Source organism: Ruegeria sp. N10 (assembly GCF_056531545.1).
Genome location: NZ_JBQFLY010000003.1, coordinates 42,252 through 57,321, shown reverse-complemented (window position 1 = coordinate 57,321; position 15,070 = coordinate 42,252). Strand labels below are relative to the sequence as shown.

At 57.9% G+C, this 15,070-nt stretch carries 14 protein-coding genes; 7 read left to right on the top strand and 7 right to left on the bottom strand.

Going from position 1 to position 15,070, the window contains the following annotated elements; translation table 11 throughout:
* The first annotated feature begins 63 nt into the window (after nucleotides 1-63).
* A complete protein-coding gene (locus ACR0JI_RS05825; protein ID WP_480494015.1) occupies nucleotides 64-507 on the top strand; it encodes an NUDIX hydrolase in 444 nt (147 codons plus the stop codon).
* Here ACR0JI_RS05825 and ACR0JI_RS05820 read toward each other — a convergent pair.
* The gene (locus tag ACR0JI_RS05820; RefSeq protein ID WP_480494016.1) at nucleotides 504-1,778 is read right to left on the bottom strand and encodes a PP2C family protein-serine/threonine phosphatase; all 1,275 of its coding nucleotides are present in this window, start codon (nucleotides 1,776-1,778) and stop codon (nucleotides 504-506) included. The genes ACR0JI_RS05825 and ACR0JI_RS05820 overlap by 4 nt on opposite strands.
* A 162-nt stretch (nucleotides 1,779-1,940) precedes the next feature.
* Here ACR0JI_RS05820 and ACR0JI_RS05815 point away from each other — a divergent pair, with 162 nt between their 5' ends.
* Nucleotides 1,941-2,270 carry an Hpt domain-containing protein gene (locus ACR0JI_RS05815; protein ID WP_480474378.1) on the top strand — a complete coding sequence of 110 codons (330 nt, stop codon included), beginning with the start codon at nucleotides 1,941-1,943 and terminating at the stop codon, nucleotides 2,268-2,270.
* On the opposite strand, the gene ilvA is transcribed toward ACR0JI_RS05815, so the two are convergent.
* Together ilvA and ACR0JI_RS05805 are read right to left on the bottom strand one after the other, a co-directional pair.
* On the bottom strand, nucleotides 2,267-3,493 hold the full coding sequence (gene ilvA, locus ACR0JI_RS05810; RefSeq protein ID WP_480494017.1) for a threonine ammonia-lyase IlvA: 1,227 nt from the start codon (nucleotides 3,491-3,493) through the stop codon (nucleotides 2,267-2,269). The two genes, ACR0JI_RS05815 and ilvA, sit on opposite strands and share 4 nt — an antisense overlap.
* A 58-nt stretch (nucleotides 3,494-3,551) precedes the next feature.
* Nucleotides 3,552-4,313 carry a hypothetical protein gene (locus tag ACR0JI_RS05805; protein ID WP_480482510.1) on the bottom strand — a complete coding sequence of 254 codons (762 nt, stop codon included), beginning with the start codon at nucleotides 4,311-4,313 and terminating at the stop codon, nucleotides 3,552-3,554.
* A gap of 142 nt (nucleotides 4,314-4,455) precedes the next feature.
* Here ACR0JI_RS05805 and ACR0JI_RS05800 point away from each other — a divergent pair, with 142 nt between their 5' ends.
* The 4 genes from ACR0JI_RS05800 (at nucleotide 4,456) to msrA (ending at nucleotide 7,408) form a co-directional block, all read left to right on the top strand.
* Nucleotides 4,456-5,682: an argininosuccinate synthase gene (locus tag ACR0JI_RS05800; RefSeq protein ID WP_209506894.1), complete on the top strand. Its 1,227-nt coding sequence runs from the start codon at nucleotides 4,456-4,458 to the stop codon at nucleotides 5,680-5,682.
* 32 nt (nucleotides 5,683-5,714) lie between these two features.
* Nucleotides 5,715-6,119, top strand: coding sequence for a DUF1810 domain-containing protein (locus ACR0JI_RS05795; protein ID WP_480476858.1), 405 nt, complete (start codon nucleotides 5,715-5,717; stop codon nucleotides 6,117-6,119).
* Between the two features lie 79 nt (nucleotides 6,120-6,198).
* Nucleotides 6,199-6,480: an SCP2 sterol-binding domain-containing protein gene (locus ACR0JI_RS05790; RefSeq protein ID WP_480474381.1), complete on the top strand. Its 282-nt coding sequence runs from the start codon at nucleotides 6,199-6,201 to the stop codon at nucleotides 6,478-6,480.
* 256 nt (nucleotides 6,481-6,736) lie between these two features.
* Nucleotides 6,737-7,408: a peptide-methionine (S)-S-oxide reductase MsrA gene (msrA, locus tag ACR0JI_RS05785; protein WP_480494018.1), complete on the top strand. Its 672-nt coding sequence runs from the start codon at nucleotides 6,737-6,739 to the stop codon at nucleotides 7,406-7,408.
* On the opposite strand, the gene ACR0JI_RS05780 is transcribed toward msrA, so the two are convergent.
* On the bottom strand, nucleotides 7,405-8,277 hold the full coding sequence (locus tag ACR0JI_RS05780; protein WP_480494019.1) for a ribokinase: 873 nt from the start codon (nucleotides 8,275-8,277) through the stop codon (nucleotides 7,405-7,407). The two genes, msrA and ACR0JI_RS05780, sit on opposite strands and share 4 nt — an antisense overlap.
* Nucleotides 8,278-8,280: 3 nt before the next feature.
* Nucleotides 8,281-10,536 (bottom strand): NADP-dependent malic enzyme, encoded by a 2,256-nt coding sequence (locus ACR0JI_RS05775; protein WP_480494020.1) that lies wholly within the window; start codon nucleotides 10,534-10,536, stop codon nucleotides 8,281-8,283.
* Nucleotides 10,537-10,697: 161 nt separating this feature from the next.
* Here ACR0JI_RS05775 and mutS point away from each other — a divergent pair, with 161 nt between their 5' ends.
* Nucleotides 10,698-13,313: a DNA mismatch repair protein MutS gene (mutS, locus tag ACR0JI_RS05770; protein ID WP_480494051.1), complete on the top strand. Its 2,616-nt coding sequence runs from the start codon at nucleotides 10,698-10,700 to the stop codon at nucleotides 13,311-13,313.
* A 57-nt stretch (nucleotides 13,314-13,370) separates the two neighbouring features.
* On the opposite strand, the gene ACR0JI_RS05765 is transcribed toward mutS, so the two are convergent.
* Nucleotides 13,371-13,934, bottom strand: a complete 564-nt coding sequence (locus tag ACR0JI_RS05765) for a nucleotide exchange factor GrpE (protein ID WP_480494021.1) — start codon at nucleotides 13,932-13,934, stop codon at nucleotides 13,371-13,373.
* Nucleotides 13,935-13,944: 10 nt separating this feature from the next.
* Nucleotides 13,945-15,009: a heat-inducible transcriptional repressor HrcA gene (gene hrcA, locus ACR0JI_RS05760; RefSeq protein ID WP_480494022.1), complete on the bottom strand. Its 1,065-nt coding sequence runs from the start codon at nucleotides 15,007-15,009 to the stop codon at nucleotides 13,945-13,947.
* Nucleotides 15,010-15,070 lie beyond the last annotated feature (61 nt).

The window sequence follows — 15,070 nt, the reverse complement described above, 5'->3', positions numbered from 1 at the left end:
GCGCCACAGGTTGGCATACCGGCACCATATAGGTCGAACAGATTAGGTTTTAAGGGGCCATACATGATCAGGCGGTTCGGTGAAACCCCAGAGCCGGGGCGGAAATACACGCGACGGGTCGGTGTTTACGCACTTTTGCCCCGCAGAAGTCACCTTTTGCTGACCTGCCAGACAGAACCCGGACCCGACCTGCAATTGCCCGGCGGGGGTATTGATCCGGGCGAATCACCTGTTACCGCCCTGCATCGTGAAGTCTTTGAAGAAACCGGGTGGCTTATTGCTGCACCCCGACGGATTGGCGCCTTTCGACGCTTCACCTATATGCCGGAATACGACCTGTGGGCCGAGAAGGTCTGCCTGATCTATCGCGCCCGCCCCGTACGCCGCATAGGCCCGCCGACCGAGGCGTTTCACGAAGCGTTGTGGATGGAAACCGCCGACGCCGTCGGTTTACTGGGAAATGACGGTGACCGGCATTTTGCCGAAATACACCTCGGCTCGCTTTAAGGTCCGTTATATTCAAAGAAGACGGCCGAGACGTCGTCTCCGATACCGTCTTTCGGTGACATCACTTGCGTCAAACGCCAGAACAAGTCGTCCAGAAACTCTGACCCGCCCCTTTCCGAGATGCTCTGTTGGGCCATCTGACGCAAACCGTCTTCGTCCAACAAACCGCCACCAGCCAGTTGGCATTCGGTAAACCCGTCCGAGTACAAAAGCAGCTTGTCGCCGGGCTGCATCTGCGTTTCGATTTGTTGAAAGCTCGCATCTTCGATCAATCCTATGGGCAAGCCTCCGTCACCAAGAAACTCAGCGCGGCCACCCTGCCGCAGCAGCAGGGGATACGGATGCCCGGCCTGTACCATCTTCAGATGCCCGTTGCGCAGGTCGACGATGGCGTAGACCATCGTAAAATACTCTTCGATACCTTCATCGGCCATCAGCCGGGAATTGAGCGTTTCAGCCACATGTTCTGGTGGCAGAAGTGCGTAAAACTTGTCGAACCTCCGCTCCATCGCGACGTTCTGATCGAAATGCTTGCTGGACAGATATCCCCCCAATCGCGCCGTCATCATGGCCGAGGTGATACCATGCCCGGATACGTCGATGCTGTAGAACCCCAGCCGGTTCACCCCGGGCGAGAACATCCCCACCAGATCACCGCCGATATGACCACAAGGTTTCAGCAACAAACTGACCCGCGATTTGCCGAATGTCCGGGTCAGTTCGGGAACCAGCGATTCCTGAATTTTCCGCGCCTGCATCAGGTCCTTGTCGATCGCGTCATGCGCAAGCCTGAGTTCCTTGAGCGCGGATTCGATCAGGCGGTTTTTCTGGGAGAGCTCGCGCTGCATGTCCAGAATGCGCGCACCAGCTGAAATCCGGGCGCGCAGTTCGTCCGCCTCAAGCGGCTTGATCAGAAAATCGTCGGCCCCGGCATCCAGACCGCGCGCGACTTCCTGCTTTTCGCTTTTGGATGTCAGAAGGATGAAATAGCTGTATTGATCCGTTTCCAAGGCCCGAAAGGCACAGCAGAATTCAAGGCCGCTCATCCCCGGCATGACCCAGTCGCTCAGCACAAGATCGGGCGGATTATCGGCACAAAGCGCCAAAGCGGCATGGCCTGTATCGGCCTCGATCACCTCGAACCCCCATTTCCTGAGCGAGGCCACCAGAATGCGCCGTTGCAGGCGGCTGTCATCCACTACCAGCACCGTGCGGATCGCGCCGAAATCCAGATCAGTTCTGGTTTCCTCAAGACTCGCCCCCGGCACCATTTACCCTCTGCTCTGATGAGTTTCGTCACTTATGGCGACCCTATCGCCGACTGATTTAACATCCGGTGAAGAGTGACGATTGCCGGAGCGTGACCCCGTTAACCTGCTTTTTACCGGACGCGTCTATTCAGAACCATGACCATTCATTAGCTGGTGTATAGGATGATCCACTGGGCCAGAGTCAGGCAGTTGCGGGATGAAGTCGGCCCCGAGGAATTCGATGAGGTGGTGGAGATATTTCTGGAAGAAGTGCAGGACGTGATCACCCGCCTGCGCCGCGACACCAACCGGGCCGAGCTGGAACAGAACCTGCATTTCCTGAAAGGCAGCGCGTTGAGTCTGGGGTTCGATCAATTCTCGAAACTCTGCCAGGATGGGGAACGGCAGGCCGCAGCAGGGCAAGGGGCCGAGGTTGATCTGCCGGCGCTTTTGGCCGCTTTCGACAGCTCGAAAACCATGTTTGAGGCTGAGCTGAATGAGAACCTGAGCTAGATCACGAACTGTGCCAGCGTCTCGTCCTCGGTGATGTCGGTATAGGTGAACCCGGCATCGTCCAGATGGGCAAACAGGCGCATGAAGTTTTCGGGCTTGCGGGTTTCGATCCCGATCAGAACCGAACCGAAATTGCGCGCCGATTTCTTCATGTATTCAAACCGCGCGATATCATCCTCGGGGCCGAGAATATTCAGGAACTCCTTCAGGGCACCGGGTCGCTGCGGCAGGCGCAAGATGAAGTACTTTTTCACACCGGAATACCGCTGTGCACGTTCCTTGACCTCGGGCAGGCGTTCGAAATCGAAATTGCCGCCGGATGTCAGGCAGACCACGGTCTTTCCGCGCACAAAGCTTTGGATATCGCCTACTGCCTCGATCGCCAGCGCCCCCGCAGGTTCCAGCACGATGCCTTCGACATTCAGCATCTCGATCATGGTGGTGCAGATACGATCCTCGGACAGGACCAGAACATCCGACAGGTGACGTGATTTCAACAACTCGAACGGCTTTTCACCGATCCGCCCGACCGCCGCGCCATCGACAAAGGTATCCACTCGATCCAGCGAAACAGGATGCCCCGCCGCCAGGGCTGCGCGCAGACAGGCCCCTCCGGCCGGTTCGACGAACAGGCAATGGGTGCGGTCCCCGAACCATGTGGCCACGCCGGCGGACATGCCGCCTCCGCCCACGGGAAGCACAACGTGATCGGGCGCACCGCCCATCTGCCTTTCGATTTCAACCGCCAGCGAGGCTTGCCCTTCGATCACATCGGCATCGTCAAAAGGCGACAGGAAATATCCGCCCTGCTGTACGCACCACGCCTGAGCGGCAGCAAGCGTGTCATCGAAATAGTCACCGATCAGATGAATCTCGACGTTATCCCCGCCAAATATGCGGGTTTTCTGGATTTTCTGCTGCGGAGTGGTAACCGGCATGAAGATCACGCCCCGGACGCCCAGATGCTTGCACATGAAGGCCACGCCCTGCGCGTGATTGCCCGCGCTGGCACAGACGAACAGGTCCTGCCCCTGCTGCTTGCGCATGGCGTTAAAGGCACCGCGAATCTTGTAGGAGCGCACCGGGCTCAGGTCTTCGCGCTTGAGCCAGATATCCGCCCCATAACGTTCGGACAGGTGGGCATTGCGCTGCAACGGCGTTGCCGGGAAGACAGAGCGCATCGCCTCTTCGGCGGCGCGGGCGCGGGTCATGAAGTCGGTCATGCCCGCCTCCCTGCCCCATCAGCGTGATAAGGGCAAGGAATACATATGTGTACGGGCGTCAGCGTAGTTCGCGCTTCTCGACGACAAAACCGTAAAGGGCCGTCATGATGCTGACGCCCAGCATGAGCAGAAACCATTGCGCAACTAGGAAATAGACAAAGCTGCCTATGATTGGGGCCAGAGGTGTATGTAGCAACAAATTCGGTATTGCTGTAAGAACTCCAACACAAAGTGCGGCAACAAAAATCGGCTTAGAGAACTCTTTGGTTTTGCGCCACGAATCTGGAACTTTCATAAATTCCCCAACTGCCGCAGCCGGTAACACGAGCGAAAGCCTAAACGAAATGTACGAAATGACGACACCAAGCAAAAAACCAAGAAAGGTGCCGTCATCAGTTGACACCCCGCCATCATAAAAAACGGCTGCAGGTACCAGAAAAATAAAAACAGCGACAAGACTCAGTAGAATGCTCAATGGGATAATCCGAAGAAATGCGCCGCCATAGGCCCACATACGGTCTCCGTCCCATACTGGCCACGCGAGATGTGGTTCAACGTTCTGAAGTACGTAACGATGCCAGCCTACGGCCACCCAAACCAGTACGATCAAATAGAGGACTGCGAGTACAAAGCCAGCTAGAGACACGCCCAACATCGGAGAGAGTTTATCGGTCTCCGGCAAACTTTCCGTCTGAAAAATAGTCAAAAAATAGAATGCGGTGCCTAAAACAAGAAACGGAAAAAAGCTTAATCTCAACGCGACTGATATGTTGTCCAAAAGCATTAATACCGCATGCCTAAAAATCTTGTAGCCCAGCATCCTAATACTGCCCTCTCAACCAATCCTTGTTCTCTTTCCCTCCGTTTCACCTCATTTCCCGGCCTTCGTCAACGCGCACCAACTTGCCCCCGCGTCCAAAACCCGCTAGGGGCCAATCGTTCTACGCATAAAGGGAAGTCAGATGTCCGCGCCCAAGAAAGTTGTTCTGGCCTATTCCGGTGGCCTTGATACCTCGATCATTCTGAAATGGCTGCAGACCGAGTATGGCTGTGAGGTCGTGACCTTCACTGCCGATCTGGGTCAGGGCGAGGAGCTGGAGCCCGCGCGCCAAAAGGCCGAATTGCTGGGGATCAAGCCCGAGAACATCTATATCGAGGATATCCGCGAGGAATTCGTCCGCGATTTCGTCTTCCCGATGTTCCGTGCCAATGCGCAATATGAAGGTCTGTACCTGCTGGGCACCTCGATCGCGCGGCCGCTGATCTCGAAACGCCTGATTGAGATCGCTGCCGAAACCGGTGCTGATGCCGTCGCCCATGGTGCAACCGGCAAAGGCAATGACCAGGTCCGGTTCGAACTGGCAGCATATGCGCTGAACCCCGATATCAAGGTGATCGCCCCTTGGCGCGAGTGGGATTTGACCAGCCGTACCAAGCTGCTTGAATTCGCCGAGCAGAACCAGATTCCGATTGCCAAGGACAAACGGGGTGAGGCGCCGTTCTCGGTCGATGCGAACCTGCTGCATACCTCATCCGAGGGCAAGGTTCTGGAAGACCCTGCCGATATGGCGCCCGACTATGTCTATCAGCGAACCGTCCACCCCGAGGACGCCCCGAACGAGCCTGAGTTCATCGAGATCGGCTTTGAAAAAGGCGACGCGGTCAGCATCAACGGCGAGGCGATGAGCCCGGCTACGATCCTGACCAAGCTGAACGAATACGGCGGCAAGCACGGTATTGGCCGTCTGGACCTGGTCGAAGGCCGTTTTGTAGGCATGAAGTCGCGCGGTATCTACGAGACACCCGGCGGCACCATCCTGCTGGAAGCGCACCGTGGCATTGAATCCATCACCATGGACCGTGGCGCGATGCATCTGAAAGACCAGCTGATGCCGCAATATGCGGAACTCATCTATAACGGTTTCTGGTACAGCCCCGAGCGCGAGATGCTGCAAGCCGCCATCGACAGGTCGCAAGAGCATGTCACCGGCACCGTTCGCGTGAAGCTGTACAAAGGTCTGGCCTCGACCGTGGGTCGCTGGTCGGATCATTCGCTGTACTCTGAGGCGCATGTGACCTTCGAAGAGGATGCAGGTGCGTACGATCAGAAAGATGCGGCAGGCTTTATCCAACTGAATGCGCTGCGTCTGAAACTGCTGGCTGCGCGCAACAAGCGCCTGTCCAAGTGATCGACGAAGACGATAGCGACGACGAACTCGACATGTTCATCGAGGCGCAGGACACGGTTTGGGCCGATGTCCTGCGCGAACTTGAACAGGGGCAGAAAACCAGCCACTGGATGTGGTTCGTGTTTCCGCAACTGGCCGAGCTAGGCCAATCCCATATGGCACAGCTCTACGGCATTGAAGATCTGGACGAGGCGACACGCTATCTGAACCACCCGGAACTGCGCGACCGGCTTAGGCAGGCGGCCTCGCTGATGTTGCTGCACGCAGGACGCGATGCCAGCGACATTCTGGGCGGGATTGACGCGAAAAAGCTGCGATCTTCGATGACATTGTTTTCGTCTGTGGCAGATGCTCCGCCCGAGTTTCGTGCTGTTCTGGACGCCTTCTATGGCGGTAAGCCTTGTGACCGGACGGTTCAATTCCTCGGCGCATCGTGATCAGAAGTTCCAGTTGGGTCAGCCTTGCCTGTTCGGCACCTGACGCATTACGCATTCGGAAACCGTGAAAGGACCCCGAATGCTTCAGGACATCGCCGATGGAATTCAAAAAGGGCTGAACGGCAAAAGCTTTGACGGTTCACTGAAGTTCGATTGTGGCGCGGACGGTGTGATTGTCCTGGCAGAAAATCAGGCAACAACGCAGGATCGGGACACGGATTGCACAATCCGCATCTCGCAGGAAAACCTGACCAAGCTGTTGACCGGAAAGCTGAACCCGATGACCGGCGTTGCTTTGGGCAAGCTCAAGATCTCGGGCAATATGGGTGTTGCGATGAAGCTGGGGCAACTGCTGGGCTGAATTTGCCGCAAAGCTGGCCTTTGGTCCGAGTCCAGCCAGACTGGCGGTTCCACCCGCGGTGTATCGCAGTTCCGCATCGGGATACCTGTCGCGCATGATCTGTTGCAAATGAGCGGAGGTTTCGCCCACCCATCAAATGAGCCGTATACAGGTGATCGCAGACGATAAACTCGTCTCACCAGCGCGTGACATTGCATGACAGGCAATTGCAAGGCGGTCGAACCCGCGTCAATCTCATCTTAAAAGGAGACCTGACATGATGCGGACCGCTTATTTCGAAACCGTCAGACCAGCCCTTCTGTTTACACTGATTGCATTGGCTGCCCTGTTGCGCGCGCTGCCTGCCCCGGCTGCAGGAACCGAAACGCTGACGGTGGCCGGAGGGTGTTTCTGGTGCGTGGAATCCGATTTCGAATCCGTGCCCGGCGTTATCGAGGCGGTGTCGGGGTACACCGGCGGCACATCTGCGGACCCGACATATGATCAGGTTTCAAAAGGGGAAACCGGCCATTACGAGGCGGTTCAGATCACGTTCGATCCGGCGCGGGTCTCTCGCGCATCGTTGCTGAGCATGTTTTTCCGGTCGGTTGACCCGACAGACGCCGGTGGCCAGTTCTGCGACCGGGGCGAAAGCTATCGAACTGCGATATTCGTCTCTAACACAGGAGAAAAGGCGCTGGCGGAACAAGCCAAAACAGACGCGCAGCAAGCGCTGGGGCGGACCATTGTCACCCCGGTTCTGAGCGCAGGACCCTTTTACCCCGCCGAGGCGTATCATCAGAATTATTACAAAGGCAACAAACTGGTCCTTACCCGCTTTGGACCAAAGCGTCAGCACAACGCCTACAAAGCGTATCGCAAAGCCTGTGGTCGTGACGCGCGCGTCAAGCAGCTTTGGGGCGGGGAAGCGCCATTTGCAGGGTCCTAGTCAAAGGATGCGTCACGCACTTCTTTCAGATCGGGAATGACATCCGCCGTTCCGTGCCGCATGACCATCAGGGCTGCGGCGCGGTTTGCCTGCAATATGGCCTGTTCCATTGGCATTCCGCGATCCATGCCTGCCAGCACATAGCCGGTGAAGGTGTCGCCTGCCCCTGTGGTATCCACCGCCTGCACCTTATGCGCGGGAAACTCGACCGGATCGTTGCCCTGCTGCAAGTACCTCGCGCCTTTTGAGCCGAGGGTAACGATGACATGCCGAACAGGCAGATCGGCGATGCTCAGACCGGTTTCCTGACGCAGCTGCTCGGCCTCCACCTCATTCAGGATCAGAAAATCCAGAAAAGGCAGAACGCCCTGAACGGCCTGTGCCTGAAACGGGGCTGCGGCATAACAGACGGTCAAGCCAAGCTTGCGCCCCAGCTGCGCCGCTTCGACCTGGGCATTGGTTTCATTCTGCAAGATCAGCAGATCACCGGTGTTTGCCGAGGCCAGCGCCTGCCCCAGATGGGCGGGTTCCAATGCGTGATTGGCGCCGGGATACAGGATAATCAGGTTCTCCCCCTCGGCATCCACCGCAATGATGGCGTGGCCCGTGGGAACATCCACCTCAGAGATATGGCGTGTATCCACACCATATTCTGTTAGTCGATCCTTGGCCCAGCGCCCATCGGGCCCCACGGCACCTATATGGCTGACGCGTGATCCCGCACGCGCAGCGGCCACCGACATGTTGGCCCCCTTGCCGCCCAGAAACCGATCCAGCCTACGGGCGGCCAGGGTTTCCCCCGGCGCAGGCAGATGCGGCAGGTCATAGACCATATCCGCGTTGATCGAGCCGAGATTCCAGATCGTCATGATTTATCCGATGTCGCAAGAGGCCAGAATGGCCATATTCAGAATATCGTTCGCGGTCGAGACGGTCGAGCAGATCTGGATCGGCTTGTCGATGCCTGACAGGATCGGGCCAATCACGGTGGCTCCACCCATTTCCTGCATCAGCTTGGTCGAGATTGATGCCGAATGCCGGGCCGGAACGATCAGGATATTCGCCGGACCGGTCAGGCGCGAGAACGGATAGGCCGTTTGCTGTTCGACGTTCAGGGCAACGTCCACCGTCATTTCACCCTCGTATTCAAAGTCAACGCCGCGCCGATCCAGCACAGCCGGGGCCCGGTGCATCTTTTCAGCACGTTCTGACACCGGATAGCCAAAAGTTGAGAAGCTGACAAAAGCCACGCGGGGCTCCAACCCCATATGCCGGGCAACTGCGGCCGAACGTTCGGCAATATTCGCCAGATCGTTTTCGTCAGGCCATTCATGCACCAGTGTGTCGCCAATCAGGACAATCCGGCCTTTATGCAGCAAAGCTGTCACACCGGCGGCACCATTGGCGGCATCGGCATCAAACACATGGTTGATCCGGTCGAGCACATGCGCAGACTTGCGGGTTGCGCCGGTGACCAGACCGTCACCATGCCCATGGGCCAGCATCAGCGACGAAAACACATGCCGGTCCCGTGCGGCCAGACGATGAATATCTTTGCGGTCAAAGCCCTTACGCTGCAAGCGCTGATACAGGAAGTTCGAATAGGTTTCGAGGTGCGTGGTATTGGCGGCATTCACGACCTCGATTTCGCGTACAGCGTCGCCCAGGCCCGTGGCTTCCAGTTTGGCCTTAACATCGTCTGGCCGACCCACCACAAGCGCCTTGCCGAAACCTGACCGCTGATACATGACCGCTGCGCGCAATACCCGGGGATCGTCGCCCTCGGCGAAAATCATGCGGCTTTGCGCCTGACGCGCTCGGGCGTTCAGACCGCGCAGGATGCTGGCGGTCGGGTCCATCCGGGATTTCAGACTCAGCTCATACGCGTCCATATCGATAATCGGACGGCGCGCGGCACCGGTGTCCATCCCTGCCCTGGCAACAGCCGGCGGGATGCGATGGATCAAACGCGGGTCGAACGGGGTGGGGATGATATAGTCCCGCCCAAAAGTCAGCGACTTGCCATAGGCCATGGCGACCTCATCCGGCACATCCTCGCGCGCCAGATTGGCAAGTGCGTGGGCGCAGGCGATCTTCATCTCATCATTGATGGCGCGGGCATGAATGTCCAACGCGCCTCGGAACAGGTAAGGGAAGCCCAGAACGTTATTCACCTGGTTTGGATAATCGCTGCGCCCGGTGGCAACGATCGCATCCACGCGAACCTCGTGCGCTTCTTCCGGAGTAATCTCGGGGTCGGGGTTGGCCATCGCAAAGATGACAGGATTGTCGGCCATGCTGGCAACCATATCCTGCGTGACCGCGCCTTTCACCGAAACACCCAGGAACACATCCGCCCCCTTCATCGCGTCTTCCAATGTGCGCAAGTCGGTTGTGATCGCGTGGGCCGATTTCCACTGGTTCATGCCCTCTGTCCGGCCCTGATAGATCACGCCCTTGGTATCGCAGACAATGCAGTTTTCATGCCGCGCGCCCATTGCCTTGAGCAGTTCGATACAGGCAATCCCCGCGGCACCTGCGCCATTCAGAACGATTTTCACGTCCTCGATCTTCTTGCCCGAGATATGCAGTGCGTTCAGCAGGCCCGCCGCACAGATCACGGCCGTGCCGTGCTGGTCATCGTGAAAGACGGGGATGTCCATCTCTTCCTTCAGTCGCTGTTCGATGATGAAACACTCGGGCGCCTTGATGTCTTCCAGATTGATGCCGCCAAAGGTTGGCCCCATCAGACGCACTGCACGGCAGAATTCGTCCGGGTCTTCGGTGTCCAGCTCGATATCGATCGAGTTCACGTCGGCGAACCGTTTGAACAGGACCGATTTGCCTTCCATCACCGGTTTCGAGCCCAGCGCGCCGAGGTTACCAAGGCCCAACACCGCCGTCCCGTTCGAGATTACGGCCACCAGGTTGCCCTTGTTGGTATAGTCATAGGCCGTTTCCGGGTTTTCCGCGATAGCCTCGCAGGGAACGGCCACACCCGGGCTGTAGGCCAGCGACAGATCTCGCTGCGTTGTCATGGGGACGGTGGCCTGCACCTCCCACTTGCCGGGGGTGGGGTCCAGGTGAAAGGCCAATGCCTCTTCTTTGGTGATCTTCGCTTTGGGCATCTTAAATGTCGTTTCCATGACTTCAGGGCTGACGCCTCATAGCGCAGGAGAACGCCCGCCTCAACGAGAATGAGTTTTCGGCTTTTACAGAAGATGCGGGATTTGTAAGGTCGCGCCCGGAATACGCCAAAAGGGGGCCGCTTTTGTCCACAGTCACGCCAATGATGGCGCAATACCTCGAAATCAAAGAGGCCCATCCGAATGCCCTGCTGTTTTATCGCATGGGTGATTTCTACGAGATGTTTTTCGAGGATGCCGTCAACGCTGCCGAGGCGCTGGATATCGCGCTGACCAAGCGCGGCAAGCACAATGACGAAGACATCCCGATGTGTGGCGTGCCGGTGCATTCGGCCGAAGGGTACCTTTTGACCCTGATCCGCAAGGGCTTTCGCGTTGCGGTCTGCGAACAGTTGGAAAGCCCGGCTGAAGCAAAGAAAAGAGGCTCTAAATCGGTCGTAAAACGTGATGTCGTGCGACTCGTCACGCCCGGAACACTGACCGAGGATGCGTTGCTTGAGGCGCGCCGACACAACTTTCTGGCTGCCTATGCCGAGGTCCGGGACGACGCCGCGCTTGCCTGGGCCGATATTTCGACGGGCGCGTTTCACGTGATGCCACTGACCTCGGTCCGGCTCAGCCCCGAGCTTGCCCGGCTTGCGCCCTCCGAACTGATCGTGGCCGATGGAACGCAGGAAAAGCTGAACGAAACGCTGCTTGATCTGGGGATTTCACTGACGCCGGTCGGGCGCGCCAGTTTCGACAGCACGGCGGCGGAAAAGCGCATCTGCGGGCTGTTTCACGTGGGTGCCTTGGACGCGTTCGGCAGTTTCGGCCGCGCCGAAGTGTCCGCGATGGGCGCGCTGATCGACTATCTGGAGATTACGCAAAAGGGCAAACTGCCCCTGCTGCAAACGCCGCTGAAAGAAACTGAGGATCGCGTCGTTCAGATCGACGCTGCAACGCGTCGAAACCTTGAGCTGACCCGTTCCCTATCTGGCGGGCGCGCAGGATCGCTTCTTTCTGTCGTTGACCGGACCGTTACCCCCGGCGGCGCGCGATTGCTGGAACAGCGGCTTTCAAGCCCTTCTCGAAATCTGGATGTGATCCATGCCCGGCTTGACGCAGTCAGTTTCACCGCTGGTGACAGCTTGATCGCGTCTGATCTGCGCGAAGCCTTGCGCAAAACCCCGGATCTGGACCGCGCCCTGTCGCGTTTGTCACTCGAGCGCGGCGGACCTCGTGACCTGACAGCCATTCGCAATGGCCTGACCCAGGCGGCCACGATTGCCGAAATCTGCACCGGTCAGGATTTACCGGTGTTGCTGGCAACCGCGCTTCAGAACCTTGTTGGCTTCGATGACTTGCTGACCTTGCTGGACGAGGCGTTGGTGGCCGAGCCCCCGCTTCTGACCCGCGACGGAGGCTTTATCGCGCCAGGTTTTGACGCTGAACTGGACGAGGCCCGCACCCTGCGCGACGAAGGCCGGTCCGTCATCGCCGGGTTTCAACGAAATTACGTCGAACACACCGGCATCACCTCGCTGAAAATCAAGCACAACAACGTGCTGGGCTACTTCATCGAAACCACGGCCACCCATGCCGAAAAGATGCTGAACACACCCTTTAGCGAAACCTATATCCATCGCCAGACGACAGCCAATCAGGTGCGGTTTACAACCGTCGAACTGTCCGAGATCGAAACGCGTATCCTGAACGCCGGAAATCTGGCGCTGGAGATTGAAAAGCGGCTCTATCAAAGGCTTTCTGGCGCAATACTGGACCTCGCTGCCCGATTGAATCAGGCCGCTCGCGGGCTTGCCGAACTGGACTTGACGACCGCCTTGGCTGATCTTGCACGGGGTGAAAACTGGTGCCGTCCAAAGGTTGACGGCTCTCGCGCATTCAATGTGCAGGGTGGTCGCCATCCGGTTGTGGAACACGCCCTCCGGCAGCAAAGTGGCGGTGCATTCATTTCCAATGATTGCGATCTGAGTGTCCAAGACGGTGCGGCTATATGGTTACTGACGGGTCCGAACATGGCCGGTAAATCAACCTTTCTGCGCCAGAACGCCCTGATCGCACTGCTTGCCCAAATGGGCAGCTATGTCCCGGCCGAAGAGGCGCATATCGGCGTCATCAGTCAGCTGTTCAGCCGCGTCGGAGCCTCGGACGATCTGGCGCGGGGGAGGTCGACGTTCATGGTCGAAATGGTGGAAACCGCCGCCATCCTGAATCAGGCCGATGACCGTGCATTGGTGATCCTGGACGAAATCGGCCGTGGTACCGCCACCTATGATGGCCTCTCGATTGCCTGGGCCACATTGGAACACCTGCACGCGGCCAACAAATGTCGCGCATTGTTTGCCACGCATTATCATGAGCTTACGGCTTTGGCCGGTAAACTCGAAGGTGTCGATAACGCCACCGTAGCGGTCAAAGAGTGGGATGGCGAAGTCATCTTCCTGCACGAGGTTCACAAGGGCGCGGCTGACCGGTCTTATGGGGTGCAGGTTGCGCAACTAGCCGGTTTACCCGCTTCTGTTGTCGAACGTGCCCGGATGGTTCTGGACCAGCTTGAAAAAACCGAACGCGAAGGCGGCAAACAAAAAGCGCTGATTGATGACCTGCCGCTGTTCTCAGCAGCCGCGCCGCCACCCCCGCCCGCACCGAAAACTTCGCCAGTGACCAAGATATTGGAGGGTGTCCTGCCCGACGAACTGACCCCGCGCGAAGCGCTGGATCTGATCTACAAACTGAAAGAGGCGGCCAGATCCTGACCGCCCTTCATCTTTTCAAAAAATACTCTCGCCGAAGGCTTGGCTTTGAAAAGCCAATCAGCTTGCTGGCGTTGAAGAGACCCCGACTTGAGCCGGACGCAACAGGCGGTCGTGCAGCATGAAACCCTCGGCAGACACCTGAATGATGTCCCCTGCCCGCGTGCCCGGCACCGGGGCCTCGAACATTGCTTCGTGCACATTCGGATCAAACCGGTCGCCAACCTGGGGCGTAATCACTTCGATCCCGTGTTTCTGGAACACATCCTTCAGGGCACGCATGGTCAGTTCGACGCCCTCCAGCAGCCCGGCGGCGACCTCTTTCTGCTCGTCAGTCGCGGCCTCAAGTGCGCGCTTCATGTTGTCGTAAACGGGCAGCATATCACGGGCCAGCTTGGAACCGCCATACTGCTCGGCATCGCGGCGCGCCTTGTCGCCACGTTTGCGTGCGTTCTCGGCATCGGCAAGCGCGCGCATGAATTTGTCTTTATACTCATCCCGCTCGGCGCGCAGCTCGTCCAGCTCGAGCGCCTCGTCACTGATCTCAGCAAACTCCTCGGCCAGCTCTTCCGCTTCTGCCGCCATGATATCGTCCAGAAAATCTTCGTTCTTGGGCTCTGCCATCTCTTACCCTCTAGCTCCGGTCGGATATCAGCTTGCCGACCAGTTGCGCCGTATAATCCACGATCGGCACGATCCGTCCATAATTCAGACGCGTGGGCCCGATGACCCCGACCGCACCGATTATCTTTCGATCAGCGTTCATATATGGAGACACCACCAAAGAGGAACCCGAAAGTGAGAAAAGTTTGTTCTCAGACCCAATAAAAATGCGCACACCCTCGCCGCTTTCCGTCAATTCAAGGAAATCCGCGATGTCGCGCTTGCGTTCCAGATCATCAAACAGGCTGCGAATACGCTCCAGCTCTCCGGCCTGGCCGGGTTCGTTCAACAGATTCGCCCGTCCCCGCACGATCAGACGGGCCGAGTCGGCTCCGTCTCCGTCCCAAGCGGCCAGCCCGCTTTCGACCAGCTCGCGCGCCAATACATCGATTTCCTGCTTGCGCGCTTGAATCTGTTTCTGCATCTGACGGCGTACTTCGCTAAGCGTGCGCCCCTCGATCAGAGCATTCAGAAAATTCGCGGCCTCGCGCATCGAACTGGGCGTCTGGCCGGGTGGTGGTGTGAACAGACGATTTTCGACATGGCCGTCCGAAAAGACCAGAACCACCAAAGCCTTGTCATGCCCCAAGGAAACAAACTCGATATGCTTGATTTCTGCTTCATGCTTTGGTGTCAGGACCAGCGACGCACCTTGCGTCAGGTGTGACAAAGCTGACCCGACCCGATCCAGCATTCCGCCAACATCGCCCGCGTTAGAGCCTAATGTTTCTTCCAGTTTTTGCTTGTCGTCGACGCCCAGATCGCCAACCTCAAGTAAACCGTCCACGAACATACGCAGTCCTTGCTGCGTCGGTACCCGACCCGCGCTGATATGCGGGCTGTCCAGAAGACCCAGAAACTCCAGGTCCTGCATCACATTGCGCACGGTTGCGGCACTGACCTTTTCCGACAGGCTGCGCGTCAGGGTTCGGCTTCCGACCGGCTCTCCGCTTTCCAGATAACTTTCAACGATCAGCCGGAACACCTCGCGCGACCGGTCGTTCATCTCGTCCAGAATTTTGCTCGCTTCACTCATGCGTTTTCCCCTGCTGGTTCGTCATTAAATAGCAGGCAAATGAAAGGTCAATCGGGGTTGC